This is a genomic window from Mucilaginibacter sp. cycad4, assembly GCF_034263275.1.
Taxonomy (GTDB): Bacteria; Bacteroidota; Bacteroidia; order Sphingobacteriales; family Sphingobacteriaceae; genus Mucilaginibacter.
In genome coordinates, this window is record NZ_CP139559.1 from 6,704,017 (window position 1) to 6,730,630 (window position 26,614).

The window sequence follows — 26,614 nt, forward strand, 5'->3', positions numbered from 1 at the left end:
TTAATATAAAAGGTTAATAATTGGTGTGCTACTTTTTATCTGCAGTAAATGTACCCGCGTCAACATCCTTCAAAAAGGTAATGAGGTTTTTGAAATAGTTTTGCTGATCATCATACATGCTCATATGGCTGCCGTTAGGGCATAAATAGGTGCGGCTGTTGGGTAATAAACGGCCTTCCTTTTTCATGTCTTCAGGGCTCATTTCATCATACATGCCACCTAAAACAAGGGTAGGGGTTTTTATATCCGCGAGTTTGTCCCAAAATTCCCAGCCTTTGAAATTGCCGGTTACGTGAAACTCATCAACCCCCTGCATTTGTATATAAATGGTATGATTAGCCTTTTTAAATGCACGCCATAAAGGTTCAGGCCAGTTCTCTAAAGGGAGGCGGCAAATTACCTGCGTGTATAGTTTGTTCATCAGCAGATCGTTATATTGAGGCGAATCGTATTGTTTAAGCCTGTCTAACGAATCAAAAACGGTAATATCGCGTGGAGTAAAAAACTTCTTTTTAAGTTCTGCGGCATAGGTAACATAGCCCTTAATTCCGGCTGTCATGTTTGATAATACAGCGCCCTTAACGTGCGACTGGTATTTGTGCAGGTATTCCATAGCCAGCATACCGCCCCATGAATGGCCCACTATATAAAAATTATCAAGCCCTAACCCCTTGCGCACTTCTTCTACTTCCTGAACATAACGGGGAATATTCCATAACGAAGTATCGGCAGGGGCATCAGAATTACCGCAACCAAGCTGATCATAGTAGTAAATTTCCATTCCTTCCTTCGGCAGGAAATCCTCATAGCATTCCATATAATCATGTGAAAAGCCTGGGCCGCCATGCAATAGCAACACTTTAATTTTACCGTCGCCAACTTTTTTTGTCCATACGTTATACTTTCCGGCAACTTTAATCAGTTTATTGCCCCCGGTTTTTATTTCGTAGGGCGCGTTTGATGTTTCGGCTGAAGTGTCTGCCGATGGCTTTGATGGATTATTGCATGCGCAAAAGCAGGCAGCAATCAGGATGAAGAATAGCTTTTTCATGGCAAGCGATAGGAATGGTTGATGGTTATCTTTTAGATAAAGATACTAAGAAGCGTAATAAAAATAGTTTCACAAATACTGTAAAATAAAAAGCATCATTGCGATGTACGAAGCAATCGCGAACTATACAGGTGGACCTGCAAATCGGGAATTGCTTCGTACATCGCAATGATGCCGCTATATATTTTAACAGGTTGCCTGCCTTATGAAGCGCACCTATATCCTCTCAATATCTCCGCTGCCAGCTTTTGAGCTTGAAATATTTTTAGCTCCGCCGGTATAATGCACATCGCCCGAGCCGCTTACCGAGGCTTCAATTTTGTTACTGGCGTTGATGGTGGCATCACCTGAACCGGCTATGTGTACCTCGGTATTAATGGTGATCAGGTCGCGGGCGGTAAAATCACCAGAGCCTACAACATTTACCCTCGAATTATCGGCACGGCCCGAAAGTTTCATGTCACCTGAACCAGAAATGCTGCTGTCAAGGTTTTTAGCATTTACTTTGCCCAGCATGTCGCCAGAGCCAACAACTTTTAATTTTAATGAAGTAGTGCTGATGCCTTCTTTAAAATAAACATCACCCGAACCGGCAACATTAATGCTGGTCATATCTTTAGCTACCACATGCACAATCATTTTACGGCTGCGGCCAAAACTCCAGTTATCCCAGTTGGTGCCTTTTTTACTGTAAATCTTCAATACACCGCCTTGAACTTCGGTGATGATCTTGTCGATAACATCTGAAGGCGCTTCAACTTTTACTGATTCGTTTGAGCCCTGTGTAAAGTAAACATCAAATGAACCTGCCAGCTCAATAGCGCTGAAGCCTGATAAATGACGGTCCTGAGTGGTTTGATCGGCGTGTTTAACAATTGGGTTTACTGTTTTTGCCGATGCGTAACCTGTAGTTCCTGCTGCCAATACGGCGGTCAATAATATTTTTGAGATCGATTTCATGACGGTTGTTTTAGTTCGTTTTCAAATTAGACGCCGGCAGGGGGAGGAAAGTTGCACTGAGTTTGAATTTTTTTGTGGGGGGAGTGAGTGGTTGTTTGGGTTAAACCATTCACCCAATCAACTACTCACCTAATCAACCATTACTCAACCTTAATATAATAATTAAAGGTATCCACCTCTACATTGTCCTTAGTTATACCGTCGATCTTAACGGGGGTAAACTGGGTGGTTGGTTTAATAAAGATATACCCGCCGCCTTTAACGCGTACCCTTACCGGCATGCTAAAGCCTTCGGCATTGGCAATCCATTTAGCATACAGCTTGCCATCCTTAACTACAAATTGTAAGGTTGGGATATCTTTATAATGCAAATACTGGTCAAATACCGGGGCCAGGTTCATGCCGGCCTGTTTGCAGATGTAGCCTACAATATCATCATAAGTAACTGTTTTATGGTAGAAGGTTTTATTTAGCCCGCGAAGAATACCGCGCCATTTATCATCGTTGTTGATAATGGTACGCACCATGTTTAACAGGTTACCGCCTTTATAATACATATCGCCCGAACCTTCCATGTTTACACCATACGGACCCACAATGGGTTTATCATTGCGGATATTTTTGCGAGTGCCATTCACATATTCCTGCCCGGCTTGTTTGCCGTAAAAGGTTTCAATAAACAATGATTCAGAATAGTTAGTGAAACTTTCGTGGATCCACATGTCGGCTACATCTTTAGAGGTGATGTTATTGCCAAACCACTCGTGCCCGCTTTCATGTACCACAATAAAATCCCATTTCAATCCCCAGCCGGTACCTGATAAATCGCGACCGAGGTAGCCGTTTTTATAATGGTTGCCATAGGCGGTGCCGCTTTGATGTTCCATGCCGAGGTGCGGTGTTTCCACCAATTTATAGCCATCCTCATAAAAAGGATATGGGCCAAACCAATACTCAAATGATTTTAGCATCCGTGGCGCGTCAAGCTTCCATTGCTTTTTGGCTTTATCAACGTTATAGCTTAAGGGCCAGTAATCAAGCGTAAGCGGTCCTTTTTCGCCCTGGTAAGTGCCTTCAAAGTGGGTGTAGTCGCCAATGTTGGCTTCTATATCATAGTTGTTGATGGGGTTGGCCACAAACCAGTCGAACCGGGTATAGCCGTTGTTAAGGTCGGTTACTTTACGCAACCTGCCGTTTGAAACATCCTTCAAACCATTAGGTGCGCTGATACTGATCAGGGCGCTATCTACTTCGTCATACTGGTGATCTTTTGTTGGCCACCAGATGCTGGCGCCTATACCCTGGCAGGCTGTTGCTACCCATGGACGACCTAATGAATCTGTAGTGTAAACCACGCCGCCATCCCATGGAGCATGTTTGGCTACAGTTGGATTGCCCGAATAGTAAACGGTAAATTCATCTTTGCTTCCTTTTTTGATGATTTTTGGGAAGGTAACAAACACAGCATTAAACTCGCGGGTGAATGGTATTTCGGCGCCCTCGTAAACCACCTTCTCTATTTTCAAGTTGGCGAACAGATCGAACTGAAGTTTGCTGAAGTTTTGAGTAGCTGTGAACTTGAACAGGTTACTGCCGCTGATGAATTTTTTATCGATATCAAACTTCACATCAAGGTGATAATAGTTGATATCATAACAGGTGCGCAACGGCGTTAAGCTGCCCCGAAGCGAATCGGCACGTGTGAAAGTTTGTTTGTTGGTGCCTAATTGCGCATGGGCTGTTATTATACCGGTTATGGTTAGCCCTAAAGCAACTGCACAAATATTTAAGAACTTATTTTTCATTTATTTGGGGATTAGTCCATGAGCGAACCCACGTAGTAGTTTAAATAGTCAATTTCGATATTCTCCTTATTGGCGCCGGGAATTTCAACAGGGCTCAGCTGTTTTGTAGGGTTGATAAATTTATATTCACCTCCCTTTACGCGTACCCTTATTGGCATGTTGAAATCTTTGGCTTCGGCAATCCAGCGGCAGTAAAGCTTATTTTCATGACTGGTGAACTCAAGAACAGGCAGGTTGCGGTAATGCAGGTACTGATCAAATATAGCCGAAAGGTTCATGCCCGATTGCGCATTGATAAAACCTACCACATCATCATAAGTAACCGTTTTATGGTAAAAAGTTTTGTTGAGCCCGCGCAGGATGCCGCGCCATTTTTCATCGTCGTTAATGATAGTACGGATCATGTTAAGGAAAACAGCACCTTTTGAGTACATATCGCCTGAGCCTTCTTTGTTAACATTATAAACGCCAACTATCGGGCTGTCATTATTAATGGTGAGCCTTAAACCATAATTATAATCCTGGCCGGCTTTTTTGCCCCAGTTGTCCTCCACAAAAAGCGACTCGGAGTAGCAGGTAAAGCTTTCATGGATCCACATATCGGCAAGATCTTTACCTGTGATGTTATTGCCGAACCATTCGTGCCCGCTTTCGTGTACAATAATGTAATCCCATTTAGTTCCCCAGCCGGTACCCGATATATCATAACCCATGTACCCGTTCAGGAAATGGTTGCCATAGGCGGTAGCACTTTGATGTTCCATGCCCAAATGCGGAGTTTCAACCAGTTTATAGCCATCCTCATAAAAAGGATAAGGGCCAAACCAGTGTTCAAAAGCTTTAAGCATTGGTTTTACATTGGCAGCGAAGTGTTTTTTTGCTTTTTCGAGGCTGGTTGGCAGCACCCAGTAATCAAGGCTGAGCTTGCCTTTTTCGCCCATGTAGGTATCGTCAAAATGTACATAATCAGCAATGTTGGCAACTACGTCATAATTATTAATGGGATTAGCCACAAACCAATCGAAGCGGGTGTAACCGTCCTTAAGCTGGGTTACTTTACGCAGGCGACCGTTCGATACATCTTTTAAACCCTTGGGCACGCTGATGCTGATCATCATGCTGTCAACCTCATCGCTCAGGTGATCTTTAGTAGGCCACCAGATGCTGGCGCCTATACCTTCGCAGGCAGTTGCTACAAATGGTTTACCCAACGAATCTTTTTTAAACATCACCCCTCCGTCCCAGGGGGCGTTTACAGCTATTGTGGGGTTACCCGAATAATAAACGGTAAACTCATCTTTACTGTCTTTCGTTATAGTTTGGGGAAAGGTAACAAATGCGGCATTACCATCGCGGGTAAAGGCTAACTCTCTACCTTTATAAACTACCTTTTCAATTTTCAGGTTAGCAAACAGATCGAACTGGAGTTTGGTGAAATCCTGCGTGGCGGTAAATTTAAACTGGTTGCTGCCGCTGATGAATTTTTTATGGATATCAAACTTAACATCAAGGTGATAGTAGTTAATATCGTAGCAACTACGCAAAGGACTAAGCATACCCCGCAGCGAATCGGCATGGGTAAACTGCTCTTTTTCTTTCAGGAGCTGCGCCTTTGCCTGCTGGCTAATTATTGCAGTGCTTAGTAAGGTAAGCGCTGCGAGATATAGTTGTTTTATTTTCATGTACTTAATTGTGTCAGATTTAAAAATATCTATTAAATCGGTTAATTGACCATCTGCCATCTAATCAATTTCCATCTTTTGGTTTTGGAATTGTATCGAAAGGTTTTCTTTGATTCATACCTCACATTAGCGTGTATCTGAGTTGCTATGGTTTTTTCTTTGAGATTTATATATGCGGGGAAAGAACCTACATGATCGGTTAAATATTTGCTTAAATAAAAATGACCGCTTTTATCCTGAAAGTAAAAATAATAAAGCGGACCGCTGCTACCACCTGAATCATATTTGATAGCAATATCTTCAAGTTTGTCGAAATTAAGGTCGGCTATAACCAGGTCGCCAAAATCATAATCAGGTACTTCTGCATTTTTTCTGTAGCCGGTTATATAAGAACGTGTCGCGTTACAGTTTTTAAAAGCATCTTCATATAACACACTTGCTTTATACCTGATGCTTTGCCAGACATGCGGCTTATTTTTACGAAAAATCTGAAGACTCATGTTAGCCCCATAAAATACGCTATCGCTTAATGGATATCTTTCCGAAACTATCATATAATCATACGCCTTTGACAAATTTAAATGCCTGCAGGTTTGTGCAATTGCCCTTAAATTAATACCACAGATGCTTAACAGTATAAAAAGCGATTTTGGGTTCATGCTAACAAGTTACGAAAACAATTGGCCAGTGTTTAATAACCTGGCCAATTGCTTAAGGCAAATGAAGGTAGTGGCTAACCTCTTATCTCCAACCTCTAATCTCTAAATAACTACTTCAACACCTGCACATCAATAAAGCTATCGTTGTAAACGGTTTCGGTAGCTTTGATATAGTCGCTTTCATCTGCTTTATACGGGTTTTCCACATATTTTTGTGGATTGCGTGCTACTATCGGGAACCAGGTGCTTTGTACCTGGATCATAATGCGGTGACCTTTTTTAAAGGTATGCAGCACATCCTGCAGGCGGAAGTTTACATCCGTTTTTTGATTGACTACCAGTGCCTCCGGCTTTTCAAAGCTGTTGCGGAAACGTGCCGGCATCACTTCCGAACGTACCATTTGCCAGTAGTTGCTCAGGATAATGTTTTTGTTGGGCATGTATGGATTGTTTGGTTCATCGGGGGGATAAACATCAATCAGTTTCACAACGAAATCGGCATCGGTACCTGTTGTGGCAATTTTAAGGTGCGCCATGATCTCTCCGCCAAGGGTAACATCATCATTTAAAACCTCACTCTGGTAAACCAGTACATCCGGGCGGCGACCTGCAAAGCGCTGATCTTCGCTCATATAATTGTGCGGCGTAAAGCCCATAGTAGTGGTATTGTCCTCGGTATAAGGAACCGGTTTAAGCGGGTCGCTTACATATGAAACCGAACCGGCAGATGCGGCTTGAGTGGTTGACAGCTTGCCATCAGCACCTAAAAACATTTTTTGGTGTACGGCATTGGCGGCAGGCCATTTATCAAATGTAGCCCATTCCTTTTTGCCGGTGTTAAACATGTAAGCATTTGGCAAGCCGGAGTTTTTATCGCCATTGCCTTTCAGGAAATGGTTAAAGAATTTAGCCTCAATATTTTTTTGATAGAAAGTGGCCACGCTGTCGCCAAAGTAAACATTGCTGTGCATGGTATGCCCCGTTTCGCGCGACCAGCGCCCGTGACCAAATGGCCCCATCACAATGGTATTATAGGCGTTCGGATCGGTTTTGTTGATGGTTTTGTAAATAGCCAGCGGACCGGTTAAATCCTCGGCATCAAACCAGCCGCCAACAAGCATTACGGCAGGTTTTACTTTGCTATAATGTTTCAGCAGACCGCGTTTTTGCCAAAATTCATCGTAGTTAGGGTGATTAACGGTTTCCTGCCAAAAGAAGTTATCATGGTAAAATTTATCGGCATTTTTAAGCGGCCCCAGATCTAACAGGTATTGGTAACCATCTTTGCTGTCGGGTTTAAGCATGGTATACCAGGCTTTGCTGGTTGTATCTGTTTTTTGCACGCCAAATACCGGAAAGGTGAAGAAATATCCTTCAATGAAAGCACCGTTGTGGTGAAAATCGTCAAAAAAGAAATCGGAGATTGGAGCCTGGGGAGATGAAGCTTTCAATGCCGGGTGATTTGAAAGGATGCCCGCGGCAGTATAAAAGCCGGGGTAGGAGATGCCATACTGCCCAACTTTACCATTGTTGTTAGCTGCGTTTTTAACCAGCCAGTCGATGGTGTCATACGTGTCGGAACCTTCGTCAACGTCTTTTTTGCTTTTTTTGTTGTCGATAACCGGAGTCATGTTGGTCCAGGTGCCTTCGCTTTTGTAACGGCCGCGCACATCCTGGTAAACAAAAATGTAGCCTTCTTTCATCATAATTTCAGATGGCCCAAGCTTTTGCGGATACTTGTCTTCGCCATAAGGAGCAATGCTGTAGCAGGTACGCATCATCATCATCGGATACTTGTTTTGCGGCGAAGCGTCCTTGGGGGTGTAGATAGAGGTGAACAGCTTTACACCATCGCGCATGGTGATGTACACATCTTTTTTGGTAAAATGCTCCTTAACATAAGTGCTTTGAGCATTAACGCCGGTATACAACAATACCAGCGCGAAAAATAAATTAATTTTCTTCATGAGATCAGTCAAAGTTAATTGGGCTAATTTAATAAACAGTTGATGATAAACCGATTTATCAATGGTTCTGTTACAAAATGAGATAAAATGTTGTTGGTTTAGGGTAAATCTGAACCATGATTTATGGGATTAAAGGATTGCCGGGATTTTTCATTAAATGAATTTTTAGAATTTATTTAATTTGTCTGGTATTCTGATAATTCCTTAATTCGATAAATTCAGGTTCAGACAATAATCCTTAACTTTGCCCACCATAAAATACACACTACTATGCAATATGATGTTATAGTTATAGGTTCGGGCCCGGGTGGTTATGTAGCCGCTATCCGCTGTGCCCAGCTGGGTTTAAAAACCGCAATTGTTGAAAAGTATAACACCCTTGGCGGTACCTGCCTTAACGTAGGCTGTATCCCGTCAAAGGCGCTGCTTGATTCGTCTGAACATTACCACAATGCTGCCCATGCTTTTAAAACACATGGCATCAACCTCAAAGATCTTTCGATAGATTTTGGGCAGATGATCAAACGTAAACAGGAAGTTGTTGATGCCAACACCAGCGGTATCAGCTACCTGATGAAGAAAAACAAGATCGACACTCATTTTGGTGTAGGATCATTCAAAGATAAAAACACTATCACCGTTAAAAAGGGCGATGGTACCGTTACTGAAATCACAGGTAAAAACGTGATTATTGCCACTGGTTCAAAACCGTCGGCTCTGCCGTTTTTGCCAATCGATAAAAAACGCATCATTACCTCAACCGAGGCTTTAACCTTGAGCGAAGTGCCTAAACACCTGGTACTGATCGGCGGCGGCGTTATTGGGTTGGAGCTTGGTTCGGTTTATGCACGTTTAGGTGCCAAGGTATCTGTAATTGAATTCATGGATGGTATTATCCCAACCATGGATAAAGGCTTAGGCCGTGAATTACAAAAAGTGCTGACCAAATTGGGCATGGAATTTTACCTTGGCCACAAAGTTACCGGCGCTGCTGTAAAAGGCAAAGAAGTAACCGTTAGTTTTGATACCCCTAAAGGCGAAAAGAAAGAACTTAAAGGCGATTACTGCCTGGTAGCCGTTGGCCGTATAGCTTATACTGATGGTTTAGGGTTGGAAAATATCGGTATCACTGTTGAAGAACGTGGCCGTAAAATTACAGTTGATGAACACCTGGAAACCAAAGTTAAAGGTGTTTATGCTATTGGCGATGTAATTAAAGGCGCTATGCTTGCCCACAAAGCCGAAGACGAAGGTACGCTGGTTGCCGAAATTATTGCCGGCCAAAAACCGCATATTGATTATAACCTGATCCCGGGGGTAGTTTATACCTGGCCTGAAGTTGCTGCTGTTGGTCAAACAGAAGAGCAGTTGAAAGCAACCGGTGTTAAATATAAAACAGGCTCATTCCCGTTCAAAGCAAGCGGCCGTGCCCGTGCCAGCGGTGACCTGGACGGCTTTGTGAAAGTATTGGCTGATGCCGCAACTGACGAAATCTTAGGTGTACACATGATTGGTCCGCGGGCTGCCGATATGATAGCCGAGGCCGTTGTGGCCATGGAGTACCGTGCAAGTGCCGAAGATATTTCGCGCATGAGCCATGCCCACCCAACGTATACCGAAGCCATGCGCGAAGCATGTTTAGCAGCTACAGAAAACAGGGCGATACATATTTAATTTCGGAAATGGGGTTTTCGATCTCGGATTTGAAATATTTAAAAGCGGTTATCATTTGATAGCCGCTTTTTTTGTATTAAGTTAGTAGTGAATACTTCTGTCATGAAAATAATAACCTACTCCTTATTCGCATTTTTCATTTTGCTTGGCTGCATAGTGCATGCGCAAACCAAAAAAATTAAATCGGTACCTGATATTGAGGTTTATGATATCAAAGGGAAACATACAACGCTAAAACAGTTAGGCCAAAACAAAGTGTTTTTTATTGATTGCTGGTTTGTGCCTTGTCCGCCCTGTTTTCGTGAAATGGGGATGTTGCATAAACTTTATGCTAAGTACAAAGACAATAAAAATTTCAGGTTTATTACTTTGTGTCAAACCGATAGCGGAATAGTTAAACGGTTTATAGCACAGGATAAATCAATTGCCAATTTTGTGCAGATGTATAAGGATTTTAGCAAGCGGCAGGATTTTAAACTACCGGTTTATTTTATACCTGGTTGCAATGAAAAGATTTACACCGGCAAAGTTTTAGCGAAATACACACCCGATGATAAAACTAAATGTCCCGACAGACAGTTTGGTTTTAGGGGATACCCTACAGTTTTTATTTTCAACAAGCAGGGAAAACTGATCTTCAAAAAAACTGGATATGCTTCTGAAAATGAAGATGACAATACTAAAAAGATGGAAAACCTGATAGCGCGGAACATAGCAGCTAAGTGATATGAGAATATTGGCTAGTATCGGAATTGTTTTATTAACCATTGCTTTAATGGAGTTCATCTCCTGGGCCATGCACAAATACCTTTTCCACGGGCCGCTATGGTTTATTCATAAAACACATCACCAGCAAAGGCAAGGCTGGCTTGAATTGAACGACCTATTCAGTATTGGTTTCGCAGGTTTTGCCTTGTGGCTGATGTGGATAGGACATTTGAGTTTGAACTACCGTTTTTGGATAGGGACTGGCATCAGTATTTACGGGATCATCTATTTTATCTTTCACGACTGGTTTATCCATAACCGGTTTAAGGCTTTTAAGAGTGATAACCGTTACCTGGCCGGGATCCGCCGGGCGCATAAAATCCATCATAAATCAACGGAAAAATATCCATCGGAAGAGTTTGGGTTGTTGGTGGTAAGCAGGAAACGGTTTAAGAAATGATGCCGCTTTTAAAAAAATCGGTAATAGTTGTGATGGTTGTATCGTTAAACGAACCTAAATCAAGAAGATCGAGATCTCCTGTTAACAGATAGGTGGCATCGCTATCAACAGCTAAGGCTAAGAGGAAATTATCCTTTTTGTCCCGGCACGCTTCCACAGTGCTTTTCACCTCTACAAATTCCGCATATTCTTCGATAGTCGCAATGAGATCTTCAATATCGACCGATGTAAAGTAGCGCCGAAACTTTGGACGTTTGGCAACTTCGAAAAATTCGTCCAATAACTCTTTACTAAAAACAAGTTTTACATGGTTATTAAAAAGTAAAGTATCAAGATTAGAATAATCCTTCCTGATAAGGAAGCTTATCCATAAATTGGTATCTAAAATTACTTTAATCAACTTACCGGGAATAACGCTTTGCACGTACAGTTTCTACCTCTTTCGTAATTTCTTCGAGAGTTAAATCTGCATTTTTGTTTCGTAAGCGCTTTAGCACATCTTGAAACCCAACTTTGGAATCGTCCTGGATCGCTATAAGATCAAGCTCAGCAAGATCGTTCAAAAGCTTCAGGGCTTTCGGATTGAGTATATTTATTTTTAGCGTATCCATATAACAAATATAATGATTCTGTTTTATTTGTTTTGAAGAAGTGTTTGTTGTGGATGTTATCTTTGCCCCAACATCTATGAACATCCTCATCGTAAACAACACCCAAATTCCGGCAACTAAATATGGCGGTACCGAGCGCATTATCTGGTGGCTTGGCCGTGAGCTGAACCGGTTAGGGCATCAGATCACTTATCTGGTAGGAGCAGGCTCAACCTGCCCCTTTGCCAGAGTATTAATCTATGATCCGGCGGTTGATATCAACCAGCAGGTGCCCGATGATATTGATATAGTACATTTTCAATTTCAGGTGAGTGGTTTTACTAAAAAGCCTTATATAGTTACGGTTCATAATAACCCGGGTGGCGCGCAATTGGATCTTAATTCGGTATTTGTGTCGGCCAATCACGCACAAAGACATGGTTCAACGGTGTTTGTACATAATGCTATCGACACGGCCGATTACCAGGTTCCCGATCTGAATAAAAAACGTACCCTCACCCACTTCCTTGCTAAAGCAGCCTGGCGGATCAAAAACGTAAAAGGCGCTATTGATGTAGCTATCATGAGCGGTAATAAATTAGTAGTACTTGGCGGCACCCGGCTTAACCTGAAAATGGGGCTGCGTTTTACCCCCAATTTGAATGTACGTTTTAAAGGCATGGTAGGCGATGAAGCAAAATCGATAGTGATGAACAGCTCAAAAGCTTTGCTTTTCCCGGTATTGTGGCACGAGCCATTCGGAATAGCCATTGTTGAAAGCCTTTATTTTGGCTGCCCGGTTTTCGGTACGCCATACGGTTCATTGTCCGAACTGGTACCGGCAGAAGTTGGTTTGCTTTCAGCAAGCAAAACTGAATTAGCCACCGGACTTAAAAACGTTGAAAGTTTCAGCAGGCAATATTGCCATCAATATGCAGTCGACAATTTTAATATAGGTAAAATGGCTGCTGCATACCTGGCGTTGTATGAACAGGTTCTGAACGGGCAAACGTTAAATTCACAGCAGCCTAAACTCATCAATAACCATCAGCCCAAATACCTGCCATGGAATAATTAAAATTCAGCTATTTTTGGGCATAAATATTTTTAGTGGATAGTTCATCAGCTTCAATTTTTTCATCGCAAAAACGGCCTTACTTCATAGTGCTGCTCCTGGCCATCGTGCTCAATATAGCAGGTATCGGCATCAAATTTTTTACTGACGATCCGGCTTTGTATTCGGCGTTAGCGCGGAGCATGTCGCAAAGCAATAATTTTACCGATCTCATCTACCATGGTAATGATTGGCTCGATAAACCTCACTTCCCTTTTTGGGCCATTGCCATTAGCTTTAAGATTTTTGGCGTAAATACCATTGCCTATAAGCTGCCTGCATTGTTGTTCTTTTTCATGGCCGTGGTTTATACCTATAAATTGGCCAAAAAGTTTTATGGCGAGGAAACAGCCATTATAGCCATCCTGATCCTGCTTACTGCCCAGCACAGTGTAATGTCAAATACTGATATACGTGCCGAGCCTTATATTATGGGTTTGCTGATGGGCGCTGTTTATCATTTTTATAAACTGAAAGAACGGTTCAGTGTTGCAGATATCCTGCTGGCATCCATATTTACGGCATGTGCTGTAATGACCAAAGGCATCTACCTGCTCATCCCTATCGGGACGGCGATTATTGGTGATTATTTATTTAAAGGGAATATTAAAGGGGTATTTCATTGGAAATGGCTGCTCGCATTTATTTTGGTGGCTGTGTTTACCTTGCCCGAGATCTATTCGGTATACACCCAGTTTGATCTTCACCCCGAAAAAGTTGTTTTCGGCCGCACCGGAATTTCCGGCATCCACTGGTTTTTGTGGGACAGCCAGTTCGGGCGTTTCAACAATAACGGTTACATCACCAATACACATGGCGATAAGCTGTTTTTTGTTCATACCCTGCTTTGGGCTTTTGCGCCATGGGCTATTATCCTGTCCTATGCCCTTTATGCTACCGTCCGTAAAATGTTAAAAAAAGTAGCTCAGCCGGAATATCTTTGCATTTCGGGAAGTGTGCTGATGTTGCTGATTTTTTCATTGTCCAAATTCCAGTTGCCTTTCTATACTAATATCCTGTTCCCGTTTTTCGCTATTATAACCGCTGTTTTTGTTCGCTCATTAAAGGTTAGTGGAGAGTTTAAGTTTTTCAAGATAACACAATACATTATCACAACGCTTTTGTTAGTAGCTGTTATTGTGCTCAACTTTGTCTTTGCGCCCGAATGCTGGCTTGTATTTACTATCCTGATTATAGCTTTTATAGGTTTAAGTATTTACATCTACAAAAAGTCAACGCAAGTTTGCCAGCCCATATTTTTATTTACATGCGCTGTTTCAATATTGGTGAATGCTTACCTGGCGACGGTTGCTTACCCTACTATTGTTAATTACCGCGGAGACCTTTCGGCGGCCGAATACCTCAATCAAAACTATCCTCAGCAAAAAGTGAGTGCCGCAGTTTTATCAAATACTTTTGATTTTTATTACAAAGGAGACGCTACTTATACCAACATTGATGTTATCCTGAAAACCGATAGCCTAAAAAGCCGGATCATAGTAGCCGATGAAAAAGCAATAGCTGAATTAAAGGGGAAAGGGATTGACTATACTACAATAAAAACATTTGAGGATTTCCCTCATGAAAATTTGAGCCTGCCTTTTATTATCAAAAAGAAGAGAACTGCTACTTTAGATCAGTTTTATTTGATAAGGATCAGGTAGAGAGGTGTCAGCTATAATCTTAAAAATGTAATGACGTTGTTGAAGTGTTGTTTTAACGGGTTGTGTGATGGCCGCGTTAGGGATAGAAGCGTAAAGCCCGGAGCGTGGTGAGGCCGCTGCGCGCCAGGAAAGCGAGGACTTGCAGCGGAAAGCCCGGGCCGCAGGCAACGCCCATATTTAGATCAAAAAACGGTTGCTGACCAATTACTTAAAATCACGTCATTATAAGGGACGAAGACAACCAACCGAAAGAATCTCAAGGTATAATGACATCCCCACCATCCGTCATGCTGTCCGCCGGCTGGCGGATCAGCACCCCATTTGCTAAGTATACTTCATGCGGGATCGTCCTGTGGGTTCCCGAAACAAGTTCTGGATGACGCCATTTTTTATTATGCCATGGGTAGCCCGTCGAAGCATAGTAGGCGGGCCTCTTCGCGCGAGTCTTCGACAGGCTCTGACTGACAGTCCAACTTTTTGTCGTCTCACCTTTAGAGTCCACTGGATTTAATCACCAGCAATGACGCCTTCTTTGTTCGTTTTTAAACTAACAGTAAGAGTTATTTCTGCAAAGTTTGGTACTTATTCCCATTAGCCGGGTCGAGCTTTAAAAACAGGTTCATGGCGGTTAAACGCTCCTGGTTATCAGCCTTGCTGTAAATGGAAACCAGCTCATCGCTTTTGGCGGTATAAAATATAAGAGGCAGCATGGCGCCTACACGCTGCCGGTCTATCTGCTGCAGCAGGGGTAACAATGCGTCAATGGCTTTGCGGCCTTTACTTACATTATCAGCCATCAAATCAAGCCCGTTTCGGTGATAATCGTACAAAAAACTGCGCAGCGGATTATATAGTTTATTATTGAGGTTTTCTGATAACCAGTAGCGGTTTACATTGCCATCAAAAGCCTTCCAGCCACCGTATGATGATGTTTGTGCATTGGTTACTATAGTTTGCGCGGCTAAAAAATAAGGTGTGCCGCCAAACTTTGAAAAAGTATCATAATCAAGCCCTACAATGATGTTGGCGTAAAAAGCCATGATAGAGCTTAAATTGCCCTGGAAGTTTTGATCGGTATAATCAATGGTTTGGCCCTCGGTATAACTAAAGCTGATGTCTTTATCGTTAAGGTTTAACAGGGTAGAGGCATAGGATGTGCCAAAAACTGGCCGGGACGATTGAACCTGCAGTTCACCGGTGAAGTTACTGCTGCCATCCCAGTTGGTAATATTCAGCACAAAATTGCAATCAATTCGTTCCTGGGGCAAAATGGGGTCGGCGCTCCATTTGCGGCCGTTCAGGAAATCCTTCATGGCAGTTTCCAGTGTTTGAAAAACGCGTTTGTTGCTTACCTGGATCTTTGGCGATAATACCTGGATACGTGCATTCAGGTCCTGGGCCACAGTCCGGCAGCAAAGGAACATCAGCGCAATGTAAAGCAGCAGTTTTTTCATCCGTTTATCAGTTGGGCAACTTTATTGCAAATATCGCGGGCTACGGCTTCCTTGCTTTTCAGGCCGAAAGTAGTTTTCTTAAGCTCATGATCAATAATGGTTATCTTATTGGTATCGCCCGCAAAACCGGCGCCTGCATCGTTAAGCGAATTTAGTACAATAAAATCAAGATTTTTCTTTTGCAGTTTGGTTATTGCGTTCATTTCCTCATCGTTGGTTTCCAGGGCAAAACCAACCAATATTTGTCCTTCTCGTTTAGCCTCGCCGAGGGTTTTTAATATATCAGTGGTTTTCTTCAGCTCGATGCTGAGGTCGTTGTCTTTTTTCTTGATCTTTTGGGTGGCAACTTCGGCCGGAGTATAATCGGCTACGGCAGCGCTCATAATACAAGCCTTTGCATCGCCATAAACGGTTAAGCAGGCCGCTAACATTTGTGCCGCCGAAATAACATTAACCCGTTTTATATTTTGCTGCTTGCTGATCTGAGCAGTAGGCCCGGTCACTAAAGTGACATCGGCCCCCATCAAAGCCAGTTCATCTGCAATAGCAAATCCCATTTTGCCCGACGAATGGTTGCCGATAAACCGAACCGGATCTATAGCTTCATGGGTTGGCCCGGCAGTTACCAGTATTTTATGACCGGCTAAAAGAAGTTTTTTTTTTGATTCTGCTTCCAGGAAGGCAATAATTTCTTCAGGTTCGGCCATCCGGCCTTCACCATAGAGGCCGCTGGCCAGTTCGCCATTACCGGGCGGAATCATGATGTTACCAAATGATTGCAGCCTGCTTACGTTTTGGCGGGTAGCCGGGTGCAGCCACATATCCAGGTCCATAGCCGGGGCAAAATAAACCGGGCATTTGGCCGAAAGATATACAGCGCTAAGCAGGTTATCGCAAAGCCCGTTGGCCATTTTAGCAAGGGTGTTGGCCGTGGCGGGGGCAATGACTATCACATCGGCCCAAAGGCCAAGCTCCACATGGTTATTCCATTCGCCGGTATCAGCCTTAAAATAGTCAACCAACGCCGGGTTTTTTGATAGTGTTGATAGTGTAAGCGATGTAATAAAGTTGGTGGCACCGGCAGTCATCACCACTTTAACATTAGCACCTGCTTTAACCAGCAGCCTAACCAGCAGTGCCGATTTGTAGGCTGCAATACTGCCGCAAACTCCTAAAACAATGTTTTTGTCTTTAAGCATAAGCCCCATAACCCCCTAAAGAGGGAATGATTATATTGTAAAAGTTAAAAGTAACAAAAAACTCCCGTAAGGGAGTTTTTTGTTATATCATGAATAAGTTTCCTAAACTCCCCTTCAGGGGCTGGGGGTACTAAACTTCTTTAGTTGGGTTACGGTAGTATACTTTACCATCTAAAAATTCCTGAACGGCAACTAATGACGGTTTAGGCAATTTTTCGTAGTATTTTGAAATTTCAATTTGCTCACGGTTTTCAAATACTTCCTCCAGGTTATCATTTGATGATGCAAATTCAGAAAGTTTCTGGTGAAGCTCTTCTTTAATGTTGTTCGAGATCTGGTTTGCCCTTTTTGACATAATCACAAGCGACTCATAGATGTTCTCTGTTTTGGTATCCAGCTCGCGTAAATCGCGGGTTACAGTGCTGCTGGCTGCTGCTGGTTTATTACTGTTGTTAGCTGTCATATCTTAATTTAAATTCTTTAATATATCTTAATTAATATGGTATTTTTTGCGGCTGGTTTTTTTCAGACGGCGATGCCGTTGTTACGGTATCTTTCTTTAAAAGTTTCTTTGCGGTTTTTTCATTGCTCATCGCTTCGGCAATTAAACGCTGCGCTTGTTTTATACCCTGCTGACTGTCTTTAGCATAAGTTTGGGTTTCGTGCAGGTATTTGCTGTTAGGATATTTTTCGGCAAACTGATCGGCATAAGCTATGGCCTGGTTAAAACGGTCTTCCTGTTTGGTTTCAAAGCTATGGTAAGCATACTGATATTGTGCTTTAACAATAAGGTATTCCATTTCCTCGCCGTATTTGGTATCAGGATAGTCGCGCAACGCGTTGTTGAACGCTATCACTGCCGATTGATAATCGCTGATAGTTAAATAAAGTTTGGCGTTGGCATAAGCTTTGGTTTCCAGTTTATCGCGCAGGTTCTGGATCAGCTTGCTGGCCTCGGCTACACGGTCGCTTTTTGGATAAAGGTTAATAAACAACTGCAAAGCGTCGATAGCTTTTAATGTATTATCCTGGTCAAGCGAATATATCGGCGAATCAAGGTAGTAGCAATAAGCCGAGAAAAAACGGCACTCCTCGGCCCTTGGGCTTGAAGGATAGGTATCGGCGAATGTTTTGAAGTGATATCTTGCCGATGTATAGTCTTTTTGTTTGTAATACGTAAACGCGTAGTAATAAAAAAGGTCTTCTGCACCTTCACGGCCACGGTAACGCTCAACCAGCACCTCAAATAAACCTAAAGCTTTGTTATAGTCCTTTTTATTATAGTACTTAATAGCTTCCTGGTATTTTTTAGCGTAATCGTTACTGGCTTTTAACTTTTCGTATTTGCTTTTACAACTGCCAAGCGTAATAATTACGATAGCTAAAACACTGGCTAATAACGTTAGTTGCTTTTTAAACATTCTGCAAAGATAGATTAATAATATAAATCAGTCAATTATTTATTTAGCTGCTAATATATAACGAGGCTTTGGCTCGGTACCTATATATATAGTGTATTTAACATCTTTTAACTATTGTGGGGTTGGGGGTATAAGCTTCCTGGGTTAATACGATTAAAATTTCCCTTTCTTATATAGTGCATATGTTTTTTTGAAGGCTTCATTAACCTAAAGGTTTTAAGAAGGAGGATTGTAGGATGAACATTTGATTTGTAGAATTAACCGTACGTAGTTTAAATTAATTTTGAGTGCAAGTTAAGGCCTCGCAGTTTCTTTAGTTGATAGCCTTGGGTAGCAGTTAACAAGTAGTGGAATTAAAGGACATAAGGTAGGAATTGATAGGTTGCACCAGGAGGTACAAAAGGTTTGTAGATATCGATTGATAAAATAATCTTTAGTGTGCCTGGCTCCAATGTCATTAAGTTAAGGGTTAATAAGCTGGTTTAAAGTTAGAATAAGTTCGGTGTTTACTATTTGTTTGCCTGTTTTTTCTGACTCGTGGAAAGGTTCTATCTTTTCTCACGGGCAATATATCTCTGATAAAATGTTTGTGTAATACCTCTAAAATGTGATCGGCATTATTGTCGTTGAAAATAGCCACTAAATTAATCTTTAACTTTCCAAAGGACTTATTTTTATTCACTTTCATGGGATATTTTCTATTTATCAGATTATTATCTACCGATGCTTGAGCATCTTTTATTAAAACAGCATGTAGGTTGGTCATGAATACAGTTGCATAAAAGTCCTGCTCAACCGATTCAACGGTTAGGCCGCTGAAAGCTTCCAATTGCAGGATATTTTTCTGAATCGATATATTAGTTTCTACGCCCCATCTCAAAAAGTAAAGCGCCTTAAATTCACTATTGGGATAACCTTCTTCTTCCCAAAGATTGGTTACCAGCACCTCTACCGCGTTTTCCAGTTCTACCCGTACCAATCTCAGTTTTAATAATGTTTTATTGGTTGTGATAAACCCACTCTCTTTTAATGATTTGATAGCTGTAGTTACAGGGGCTAAGTAAACAATGGCCGTGTGTTTACCTCCTGCTATGAAATCCTTTATCATATTCTGATCATTCTTTCCCCTGATGACAAATTTGATTTCCTCTTCAGCCCACAGATGCAAGGCAAACATCTTATAACTGCAAAAATTCCGGTCATAAATAACCAGCATATCTTTTTTCAGTTGTTCTATCGCATCATAAGCCATTGGTACCTCACCATAACGATAAGGCATGATCCGGGACATCAGAACAAGCTCATTCAGCACGTCATAGTGGTAAAATGTCTTTGCTTGTACGAAACACCCACTCTGATTGCTTGCACCTCCAAAATAATTGCTTAGCACAGGTGTGTTTACTAAACTGACGTTAGAACCATCTGCGGAAACTACCCGAAAACCCTTCCAACGTTTTATATCCCCCTGCTTCGCATGATGGTAATAACTGCTTAATAGAACATTGTTCCACCAGTAAAAGAAAGATGCTTTTAATTTTATACGTTGTTGGGTAAAGGCGCTTACTGAGCAGGGACTCTGACCTCCTAATTCTTCAAAAAACTTTTCAAGTTCTATGCTAAGTGTTTTCTTACAGAGCTTAACTATAAGTAAAACAAGTCGTTCAAAGGGGAGTTTTCTATTTCGGGTGAAGTCTTTTTCAGACTTTCTGAAATTATTCAACAGAGGTTCGTTCTGGACAATTAAAGAAACAAAGCTTTTTAGTTCGGAAATAATTTTTATTCCTATTTTTATCTCGGTCCTGGCCATTAAGGTTGTAGTGGTGTTTTGTGTTTTAGTCGATTCAAAACTACTTACTACAATCCTTTTTATTCCCTTTTTCTTCCTTAAGAATACTAACCCTCAACTATTTTCCCTTAACTTAATGACATTGGCCGGAGGTGCACAACTCCGGTTAGCCTTACTTCCATGTATCGCGAATAAGAATTTAATCTTCAATTTTTACCTGCCGCTGATCTTTAAAAATGATTATGGCATTGCCTTCGGCCCGGGCTCATATCTTTACATTTATAAATAAATCAGAATAAAAGGAGACACTTTGGGCCCGTGCATGACACGTACTATTACGATGTTGACGAGATAGGCTAATTCTCCTTTTTTAGCTTCTTAAAGTCTGGACAGTACCGAATGACAGGTTATGCGCCTGATCAGCTATTAATATGAGCAAAGACTGTGAAGGGTTTTTCTGATAAACAATAAATGTAAAGCATGAAGAACTTAAAGTATTCAGTAGGGATCGATGTCTCCATGAAAGATTTCGCCTGTTGTATTTCGGTCATCAATGATGAACAGGATGTCAAGGTAAAGGCTACTCACAAATTTGCCAATATTGAAAGTGGCTTTGGAGCATTATTGGAATGGGTAAAGCGCCATAAAAAAGAAGACTTACCTCTTATTTATACAATGGAAGCTACCGGCGTTTATCACGAGCAACTGGCTTGGTTTTTACACCATAAAGGTAATAGTGTAAGTATCCTTTTGCCTAATAAGGCAAAGAAACATTTGCAGGCAGACGGAATCAGGTCAAAGAACGATAAGATCGATGCCCGTGGTTTAGCCAAGGTAGGAGCTGAAAAGAAACTGGAACAATGGACGCCACCCAGCATGGAACTGTATACCTTACGCTATTATACACGACAGCATCAAAGCCTGAATGAATTTTATACAGCCACGGCCAATCAACTACATAGTATCGAGCATAGCCAGTTTAAAAACAAAGATATCATTAAACAACTCAAAAGTTCTTTAAAGCTATACGAGAAACATATGAAAGAATTGGAAAAACTGATCGCTCAATTGATCCAATCCGATCCAATTCTTAACAGGCACTACAAGAACATTTGTGCTATTAAAGGCTTAGGCTTGTTGTCCTTTGCTGTTATCGCTGCTGAAACAAACGGATTTATCCTATTTGATAACGCAGCCAGCCTGGTTAAGTATGCAGGTTACGATGTCATTGAAAATGAATCAGGTAAGCATACAGGCAGAACGAAGATATCAAAGAAAGGCAATTCAAGAATAAGGCGTATACTGCACATGCCTGCACTTTGTGCAGTAAGGGACGATCAGCCTCAATTTCAAAAACTGTTCGAACGGGTCTATGAACGGACAAGGATAAAAATGAAAGGATATGTCGCCGTGCAGAAAAAACTGCTTGTAATGATGTATTACCTATGGAAGAAAGAAGAAAAATATGATCCGGCTTTTAAAAAGGAAGTAGCCCCGGCTTTGCCTGGGGCTACACATGATGAACTTCTGAACGAAGCTCTCATTAAGCAACAAAATTAATGAAATTATATTTGGATGTAAAGACAGTACCTATCCGCTGCAAGTCCTCGCCTTTCCTGCCCGCAAACCCAACCCGCGCTGTGGGCTTTCCTCTACAAATCCTGAGGACACACTTTTTTATGCAGGGACTAATTGCATATTAAACTGTAGTGCCAATTTTTCAAGTTGCTTCCTTTTCTGTTCTTTTAAATGGTTTTGATAGGCCTCTATTCCTTTTTCTACAAACTCACTGCCATTAGTCATTACCCTATAATAATAGCACGCTATCTTTCGCGCTATTGCCTTTATGGCGATAGGACTTCCCCGCCTTGCACGTATTCTCCGACCAAATGCCCCAAGAGCGAGGTGTTTGCTGTTCAATAGACCCTGGGCCAGATTTCTGAATATCAGCCCTGCATTATTTTGACGCTTCATCCGTACCCGTTTATGCATCTTTCCCGAACTCGATTTCATCGGTGCCAGTTTCAACCAGCCACTAAAGTGCTTTTCTGTTGGCCAGGGACTCATATCTGTTCCCACCTCGCTTACGATCTGGAGAAAACTGTAATCGGTTATTCCTGCTATGCCTATCGGGTCTTTGCCTCCTGTCAATTTCAGCAAAGGCTTATGCAGGTTATCTATTTCAGGTTTATGGTAACGAATCGGTTTGCGTTTTACAGCTGTTTCAATATCGTCTTTATCTTTTGACATATCTTTTAACTGACGCTCTATCTCTGCATCGCATTCTTTTATTAAACTATTGTAATAGCAACAGGTGCCATAAGCCTGACGCAAGGCGAACAGATGCTCCTCGCTATAATGCCCCTCCAGTGATTTAATCACCAGATCTCTTTTCTTTTCCAGTATCCGCTCATGACATAATTCTGCCAGCGTAATGGCATCTCTTTCGCCTCCAAGTATGGCTGTTATCATGCGTATTCCGCTCGCTCCGCTGATATCGTTAATCACTTCTGTAAAACGGATATTCATTTGGGTTAGAGCTTTCTGCATCAAGTGAACCTGTGTGGCGGCGGCACGGATATGATCTTGCCGCAAACGGAGGTAACTTCTAACTTTACGCATTTCAATTTCCGGTATAAAACTTTTCCGTAAAAGGCCATAGCCATGCAATTGACGAAGCCACTGACAGTCTTTCACATCGCTTTTTCGACCTGGGACATTTTTTACATCACGCCCATTTACAAGGTAAACTTCTACACCCGCTTCCTCCAAAACTGTGTATAGTGTTATCCAGTAAACACCCGTGGATTCCATCGCTACTGTATTGATACCTAAAGAAAGCAAGTAATCACGGATCGCGTTACAGTCTGCCGTAAAAGTGGGGAAGATACGGATCTGATCTTCGCCTGCGTCTACAAAGAAATTTCTGCTGCCAATATCTATCCCTGCCGCATTGGGATGGACGATCTCAAGTGTTTTTGACATAAGCCTAATGGTTAAATAAATAAGCTTTAAGGCCTGCTGCTTATAAAATTCGATAGCATCCTGCACGGGAATACCGCTCTATAGAACGGCATCACCAATAAACCTTTCAATAAGCAACTGGAACAAGATTCCCTATCAGGTAATTAACACTAATTTGTAGCACTGTTACTTCCTGTAAAGCCTTATCCAAATTTAAGGCATGTCCCTTTATAAACCAACCGGAAACCCGGCCAGACTTCCCTAACACGGACACTATAATGAGTAATTTACTTTCGTTAAAAAAATATAGTCAATTATTCGGAAGCTACATAGCATATAATATAACGGTTTGGTTCATCTGCCAGAATATGCAGGTAGTATATATAATCTGAGGCAAGCGAAGCGCGGATGTTAGTATATATAAACGTTATCCATAAAATGGTGAATAATTGGTTTTGGCTGGTAAAATGTGCCGATAACGACTGGGCACATCTATTTGTCTATATGGTTTAAACTTTTTCTGACTGAAGCATAGCATGTTAAGTAAACATTAAGGAAAAGGGTTAAAAATAATTTGGATGAGTGTAAAAAGGGTGTACCTTTGCAGCCCGCAAACGAAGAAGCGGGGAGTTCTTTAAAGGTTGAGCGTGAATGAAGGGAAGGAGAAAAAAGATTGTAAAAATCTTTTGTGAAACCGGAAAATAATTCACACCTTTGCAGCCCGCAAACGAGGAAGAAAAGAGAGAGGGAAGCGGCTGAAACTTTTAGAAAATAAAAAAGTAAAAAAGTTTTGGAAAGAAGAAAAGGTTTTCTACCTTTGCAGCCCCAAGCGGGGAAGAAGTTTAAAAGCTTCTAAAGAAAAGAGGATGAGGGTTTTAGGCCTTAGGAATCAAGGGTGAAAGGGAGCGATTCCCACACTAAAAAAATTGACAAATCAACTCAGGTAAAACTGAAAGATTATATAGCTGAACTGGATAGGGAAGCGGGAAAGTTCTTTTAAGAAATGGAAATCATGTAGCGTAACGGGAGGCGAAGTCTAACCAAGGTTAAACTGAGCTGAAGAGTTACAAAATAAAGAGAGCCTGTATAAAGAGATAATAATACAGATTCTATTAATTAATAATAGGGTCAGTGATTAAAACAAAACATTTTACAATGGAGAGTTTGATCCTGGCTCAGGATGAACGCTAGCGGCAGGCCTAATACATGCAAGTCGGACGGGATTCGGGTGCTTGCACCTGATGAGAGTGGCGCACGGGTGCGTAACACGTATGTAACCTACCTTAGTCAGGGGGATAGCCTCTCGAAAGAGAGATTAAGACCGCATAACATCACGAAGTGGCATCGCTTTGTGATCAAATATTTATAGGACTAAGATGGGCATGCGCAACATTAGCTAGTTGGTGTGGTAACGGCATACCAAGGCTACGATGTTTAGGGGATCTGAGAGGATGACCCCCCACACTGGTACTGAGACACGGACCAGACTCCTACGGGAGGCAGCAGTAAGGAATATTGGTCAATGGACGGAAGTCTGAACCAGCCATGCCGCGTGCAGGAAGACGGCCCTACGGGTTGTAAACTGCTTTTGCAGGGGAATAAACCTTCTTTCGTGAAAGAAGTTGAATGTACCTTGAGAATAAGGATCGGCTAACTCCGTGCCAGCAGCCGCGGTAATACGGAGGATCCAAGCGTTATCCGGATTTATTGGGTTTAAAGGGTGCGTAGGCGGCTTTTTAAGTCAGGGGTGAAAGACGGTAGCTCAACTATCGCAGTGCCCTTGATACTGAAGAGCTTGAATGTACTTGAGGTAGGCGGAATGTGACAAGTAGCGGTGAAATGCATAGATATGTCACAGAACACCAATTGCGAAGGCAGCTTACTAAAGTATGATTGACGCTGAGGCACGAAAGCGTGGGGATCAAACAGGATTAGATACCCTGGTAGTCCACGCCCTAAACGATGAACACTCGATGTTGGCGATATACGGTCAGCGTCTAAGCGAAAGCGTTAAGTGTTCCACCTGGGGAGTACGCCCGCAAGGGTGAAACTCAAAGGAATTGACGGGGGCCCGCACAAGCGGAGGAGCATGTGGTTTAATTCGATGATACGCGAGGAACCTTACCCGGGCTTGAAAGTTAGTGAATGTGACAGAGACGTCACAGTTCTTCGGAACACGAAACTAGGTGCTGCATGGCTGTCGTCAGCTCGTGCCGTGAGGTGTTGGGTTAAGTCCCGCAACGAGCGCAACCCCTATGTTTAGTTGCCAGCATTTAAGGTGGGGACTCTAAACAGACTGCCTATGCAAATAGAGAGGAAGGAGGGGACGACGTCAAGTCATCATGGCCCTTACGTCCGGGGCTACACACGTGCTACAATGGATGGTACAGAGGGCAGCTACCTGGCAACAGGATGCCAATCTCTTAAAGCCATTCACAGTTCGGATCGGGGTCTGCAACTCGACCCCGTGAAGTTGGATTCGCTAGTAATCGCGTATCAGCAATGACGCGGTGAATACGTTCCCGGGCCTTGTACACACCGCCCGTCAAGCCATGGAAGCTGGAAGTGCCTGAAGTGCGTAACCGCAAGGAGCGTCCTAGGGTAAAGTCGGTAACTGGGGCTAAGTCGTAACAAGGTAGCCGTACCGGAAGGTGTGGCTGGAATACCTCCTTTCTGGAGCAGGCCCTCTGAGTGGCTCAGAACTGTTCGCTGCATGATATTTCTTAAAGTTAGTTAAATGGTTGATTAGGTTAAGTGGTGAGTAGTTGAAAAGCGAAGATCACAAAACATGAGCAGTCATATACTGATAACACACACGCAAAAGGAAACACCCAGAAGATGAAGCCATCAGTGGCAATAACATCTGAGAGGCGGGATTGTAAGAGATTACGATTGACGATTTGAAGAATAAAAAAATCTAAAATCGAAGATCGGAGATCCGAAATACAAAAAAGTCCTGTAGCTCAGCTTGGTTAGAGCACTACACTGATAATGTAGGGGTCAGCAGTTCAAATCTGCTCGGGACTACAAAAGAGGCGATGATTGAATTATAGAATTACTGAATTATTGAGTGAAAAACAATCAATAATTCAAAAAATCAATAATTCGATAATTCATCTTAGGGGGGATTAGCTCAGCTGGCTAGAGCACCTGCCTTGCACGCAGGGGGTCAACGGTTCGAATCCGTTATTCTCCACATTGAACCGGAAGTCATTAAGTCATCTGGTCATTGAGTCATTGAAAAATGACGTAGTGACTAAATGAAAGAATGACGGAGGATCAAAACGTTCTTTGACATATTGGAAGAAGTAATTGAAACAAGAGAAAACAACAGATAGAGACGTTGTTTGCTCAGAGGCAAGATTGCAAGAAAAAAGAGACAAGACTTCGGTCCTGGTTCTTGATTCCTGATCTCTTGACGCTAACAAACAATTATCTAAAATAAAGACATACCAT

20 protein-coding genes, 2 tRNA genes and 1 rRNA gene are annotated in these 26,614 nt (G+C 42.2%); 9 read left to right on the plus strand and 14 right to left on the minus strand.

Annotated elements, in window-relative coordinates:
• Positions 1-28: 28 nt before the first annotated feature.
• From SNE26_RS27720 to SNE26_RS27745, 6 genes are all read right to left on the minus strand, one after another.
• Complete coding sequence (locus tag SNE26_RS27720) at positions 29-1,051, minus strand: proline iminopeptidase-family hydrolase (RefSeq protein WP_321557076.1); 1,023 nt, start codon at positions 1,049-1,051, stop codon at positions 29-31.
• 216 nt (positions 1,052-1,267) lie between these two features.
• A complete protein-coding gene (locus SNE26_RS27725) occupies positions 1,268-2,011 on the minus strand; it encodes a head GIN domain-containing protein (protein ID WP_321557077.1) in 744 nt (247 codons plus the stop codon).
• 140 nt (positions 2,012-2,151) lie between these two features.
• A complete protein-coding gene (locus tag SNE26_RS27730) occupies positions 2,152-3,816 on the minus strand; it encodes a M1 family metallopeptidase (protein ID WP_321557078.1) in 1,665 nt (554 codons plus the stop codon).
• Between the two features lie 11 nt (positions 3,817-3,827).
• Positions 3,828-5,498 carry a M1 family metallopeptidase gene (locus SNE26_RS27735; protein WP_321557079.1) on the minus strand — a complete coding sequence of 557 codons (1,671 nt, stop codon included), beginning with the start codon at positions 5,496-5,498 and terminating at the stop codon, positions 3,828-3,830.
• 41 nt (positions 5,499-5,539) lie between these two features.
• Entirely contained in the window at positions 5,540-6,157 is a 618-nt protein-coding gene (locus tag SNE26_RS27740) for a hypothetical protein (RefSeq protein ID WP_321557080.1), read from the minus strand.
• 110 nt (positions 6,158-6,267) lie between these two features.
• On the minus strand, positions 6,268-8,124 hold the full coding sequence (locus SNE26_RS27745; protein WP_321557081.1) for a CocE/NonD family hydrolase: 1,857 nt from the start codon (positions 8,122-8,124) through the stop codon (positions 6,268-6,270).
• Positions 8,125-8,394: 270 nt separating this feature from the next.
• Between SNE26_RS27745 and lpdA the strand changes: the two genes are divergently transcribed.
• The 3 genes from lpdA to SNE26_RS27760 all read left to right on the plus strand — a co-directional run bounded on the left by lpdA (position 8,395) and on the right by SNE26_RS27760 (position 10,966).
• Positions 8,395-9,798 carry a dihydrolipoyl dehydrogenase gene (gene lpdA / locus SNE26_RS27750; RefSeq protein WP_321557082.1) on the plus strand — a complete coding sequence of 468 codons (1,404 nt, stop codon included), beginning with the start codon at positions 8,395-8,397 and terminating at the stop codon, positions 9,796-9,798.
• A 102-nt stretch (positions 9,799-9,900) separates the two neighbouring features.
• On the plus strand, positions 9,901-10,524 hold the full coding sequence (locus SNE26_RS27755) for a TlpA disulfide reductase family protein (protein ID WP_321557083.1): 624 nt from the start codon (positions 9,901-9,903) through the stop codon (positions 10,522-10,524).
• Between the two features lies 1 nt (position 10,525).
• Positions 10,526-10,966 (plus strand): sterol desaturase family protein, encoded by a 441-nt coding sequence (locus tag SNE26_RS27760; protein ID WP_321557084.1) that lies wholly within the window; start codon positions 10,526-10,528, stop codon positions 10,964-10,966.
• On the opposite strand, the gene SNE26_RS27765 is transcribed toward SNE26_RS27760, so the two are convergent.
• Both SNE26_RS27765 and SNE26_RS27770 read right to left on the minus strand, forming a co-directional pair.
• Positions 10,956-11,390 carry a putative toxin-antitoxin system toxin component, PIN family gene (locus SNE26_RS27765; protein ID WP_321557085.1) on the minus strand — a complete coding sequence of 145 codons (435 nt, stop codon included), beginning with the start codon at positions 11,388-11,390 and terminating at the stop codon, positions 10,956-10,958. The genes SNE26_RS27760 and SNE26_RS27765 overlap by 11 nt on opposite strands.
• Entirely contained in the window at positions 11,368-11,577 is a 210-nt protein-coding gene (locus SNE26_RS27770; protein ID WP_321557086.1) for a hypothetical protein, read from the minus strand. Before SNE26_RS27770 ends, SNE26_RS27765 begins: the two co-directional genes overlap by 23 nt.
• A 76-nt stretch (positions 11,578-11,653) precedes the next feature.
• Here SNE26_RS27770 and SNE26_RS27775 point away from each other — a divergent pair, with 76 nt between their 5' ends.
• Together SNE26_RS27775 and SNE26_RS27780 are read left to right on the plus strand one after the other, a co-directional pair.
• The gene (locus SNE26_RS27775) at positions 11,654-12,634 is read left to right on the plus strand and encodes a glycosyltransferase (RefSeq protein ID WP_321557087.1); all 981 of its coding nucleotides are present in this window, start codon (positions 11,654-11,656) and stop codon (positions 12,632-12,634) included.
• Between the two features lie 32 nt (positions 12,635-12,666).
• Positions 12,667-14,334 carry a glycosyltransferase family 39 protein gene (locus SNE26_RS27780; RefSeq protein WP_321557088.1) on the plus strand — a complete coding sequence of 556 codons (1,668 nt, stop codon included), beginning with the start codon at positions 12,667-12,669 and terminating at the stop codon, positions 14,332-14,334.
• A 560-nt stretch (positions 14,335-14,894) separates the two neighbouring features.
• Here SNE26_RS27780 and SNE26_RS27785 read toward each other — a convergent pair.
• The 5 genes from SNE26_RS27785 to SNE26_RS27805 all read right to left on the minus strand — a co-directional run bounded on the left by SNE26_RS27785 (position 14,895) and on the right by SNE26_RS27805 (position 20,215).
• On the minus strand, positions 14,895-15,788 hold the full coding sequence (locus SNE26_RS27785) for a DUF4835 family protein (protein ID WP_321557089.1): 894 nt from the start codon (positions 15,786-15,788) through the stop codon (positions 14,895-14,897).
• Positions 15,785-16,987, minus strand: coding sequence for a bifunctional phosphopantothenoylcysteine decarboxylase/phosphopantothenate--cysteine ligase CoaBC (gene coaBC, locus SNE26_RS27790; protein WP_321557090.1), 1,203 nt, complete (start codon positions 16,985-16,987; stop codon positions 15,785-15,787). Before coaBC ends, SNE26_RS27785 begins: the two co-directional genes overlap by 4 nt.
• 130 nt (positions 16,988-17,117) lie before the next feature.
• Positions 17,118-17,450, minus strand: a complete 333-nt coding sequence (locus tag SNE26_RS27795; protein WP_090529735.1) for a DNA-directed RNA polymerase subunit omega — start codon at positions 17,448-17,450, stop codon at positions 17,118-17,120.
• 31 nt (positions 17,451-17,481) lie between these two features.
• Complete coding sequence (locus SNE26_RS27800; protein ID WP_321557091.1) at positions 17,482-18,408, minus strand: outer membrane protein assembly factor BamD; 927 nt, start codon at positions 18,406-18,408, stop codon at positions 17,482-17,484.
• Positions 18,409-18,877: 469 nt separating this feature from the next.
• On the minus strand, positions 18,878-20,215 hold the full coding sequence (locus SNE26_RS27805) for an IS4 family transposase (RefSeq protein ID WP_321555623.1): 1,338 nt from the start codon (positions 20,213-20,215) through the stop codon (positions 18,878-18,880).
• A gap of 459 nt (positions 20,216-20,674) precedes the next feature.
• On the opposite strand from SNE26_RS27805, the gene SNE26_RS27810 reads away from it, so the two are divergent.
• Positions 20,675-21,754, plus strand: coding sequence for an IS110 family transposase (locus SNE26_RS27810; protein WP_321555355.1), 1,080 nt, complete (start codon positions 20,675-20,677; stop codon positions 21,752-21,754).
• Positions 21,755-21,871: 117 nt separating this feature from the next.
• Here SNE26_RS27810 and SNE26_RS27815 read toward each other — a convergent pair whose 3' ends face one another.
• Entirely contained in the window at positions 21,872-23,179 is a 1,308-nt protein-coding gene (locus SNE26_RS27815) for an IS110 family transposase (protein WP_321555135.1), read from the minus strand.
• 1,131 nt (positions 23,180-24,310) lie between these two features.
• Here SNE26_RS27815 and SNE26_RS27820 point away from each other — a divergent pair.
• The 3 genes from SNE26_RS27820 (at position 24,311) to SNE26_RS27830 (ending at position 26,354) form a co-directional block, all read left to right on the plus strand.
• A 16S ribosomal RNA gene (locus SNE26_RS27820) occupies positions 24,311-25,831 on the plus strand.
• 279 nt (positions 25,832-26,110) lie between these two features.
• Positions 26,111-26,185: transfer RNA gene (locus tag SNE26_RS27825), tRNA-Ile, on the plus strand.
• Positions 26,186-26,280: 95 nt separating this feature from the next.
• Positions 26,281-26,354: transfer RNA gene (locus SNE26_RS27830), tRNA-Ala, on the plus strand.
• The last annotated feature ends 260 nt before the right edge of the window (positions 26,355-26,614 follow it).

Bases quoted from the DNA above. Each gene is read 5' to 3' on its own strand.
- SNE26_RS27725 (WP_321557077.1), bottom strand. From the start codon at position 2,011: ATGAAATCGATCTCAAAAATATTATTGACCGCCGTATTGGCAGCAGGA.
- SNE26_RS27800 (WP_321557091.1), bottom strand. From the start codon at position 18,408: ATGTTTAAAAAGCAACTAACGTTATTAGCCAGTGTTTTAGCTATCGTA.
- SNE26_RS27770 (WP_321557086.1), bottom strand. From the start codon at position 11,577: ATGGATACGCTAAAAATAAATATACTCAATCCGAAAGCCCTGAAGCTT.
- SNE26_RS27740 (WP_321557080.1), bottom strand. From the start codon at position 6,157: ATGAACCCAAAATCGCTTTTTATACTGTTAAGCATCTGTGGTATTAAT.
- SNE26_RS27785 (WP_321557089.1), bottom strand. From the start codon at position 15,788: ATGAAAAAACTGCTGCTTTACATTGCGCTGATGTTCCTTTGCTGCCGG.
- SNE26_RS27795 (WP_090529735.1), bottom strand. From the start codon at position 17,450: ATGACAGCTAACAACAGTAATAAACCAGCAGCAGCCAGCAGCACTGTA.
- SNE26_RS27810 (WP_321555355.1), top strand. From the start codon at position 20,675: ATGAAGAACTTAAAGTATTCAGTAGGGATCGATGTCTCCATGAAAGAT.
- SNE26_RS27755 (WP_321557083.1), top strand. From the start codon at position 9,901: ATGAAAATAATAACCTACTCCTTATTCGCATTTTTCATTTTGCTTGGC.
- SNE26_RS27735 (WP_321557079.1), bottom strand. From the start codon at position 5,498: ATGAAAATAAAACAACTATATCTCGCAGCGCTTACCTTACTAAGCACT.
- SNE26_RS27760 (WP_321557084.1), top strand. From the start codon at position 10,526: ATGAGAATATTGGCTAGTATCGGAATTGTTTTATTAACCATTGCTTTA.
- SNE26_RS27805 (WP_321555623.1), bottom strand. From the start codon at position 20,215: ATGGCCAGGACCGAGATAAAAATAGGAATAAAAATTATTTCCGAACTA.
- SNE26_RS27775 (WP_321557087.1), top strand. From the start codon at position 11,654: ATGAACATCCTCATCGTAAACAACACCCAAATTCCGGCAACTAAATAT.
- lpdA (WP_321557082.1), top strand. From the start codon at position 8,395: ATGCAATATGATGTTATAGTTATAGGTTCGGGCCCGGGTGGTTATGTA.
- SNE26_RS27730 (WP_321557078.1), bottom strand. From the start codon at position 3,816: ATGAAAAATAAGTTCTTAAATATTTGTGCAGTTGCTTTAGGGCTAACC.
- SNE26_RS27720 (WP_321557076.1), bottom strand. From the start codon at position 1,051: ATGAAAAAGCTATTCTTCATCCTGATTGCTGCCTGCTTTTGCGCATGC.
- SNE26_RS27815 (WP_321555135.1), bottom strand. From the start codon at position 23,179: ATGTCAAAAACACTTGAGATCGTCCATCCCAATGCGGCAGGGATAGAT.
- coaBC (WP_321557090.1), bottom strand. From the start codon at position 16,987: ATGCTTAAAGACAAAAACATTGTTTTAGGAGTTTGCGGCAGTATTGCA.
- SNE26_RS27745 (WP_321557081.1), bottom strand. From the start codon at position 8,124: ATGAAGAAAATTAATTTATTTTTCGCGCTGGTATTGTTGTATACCGGC.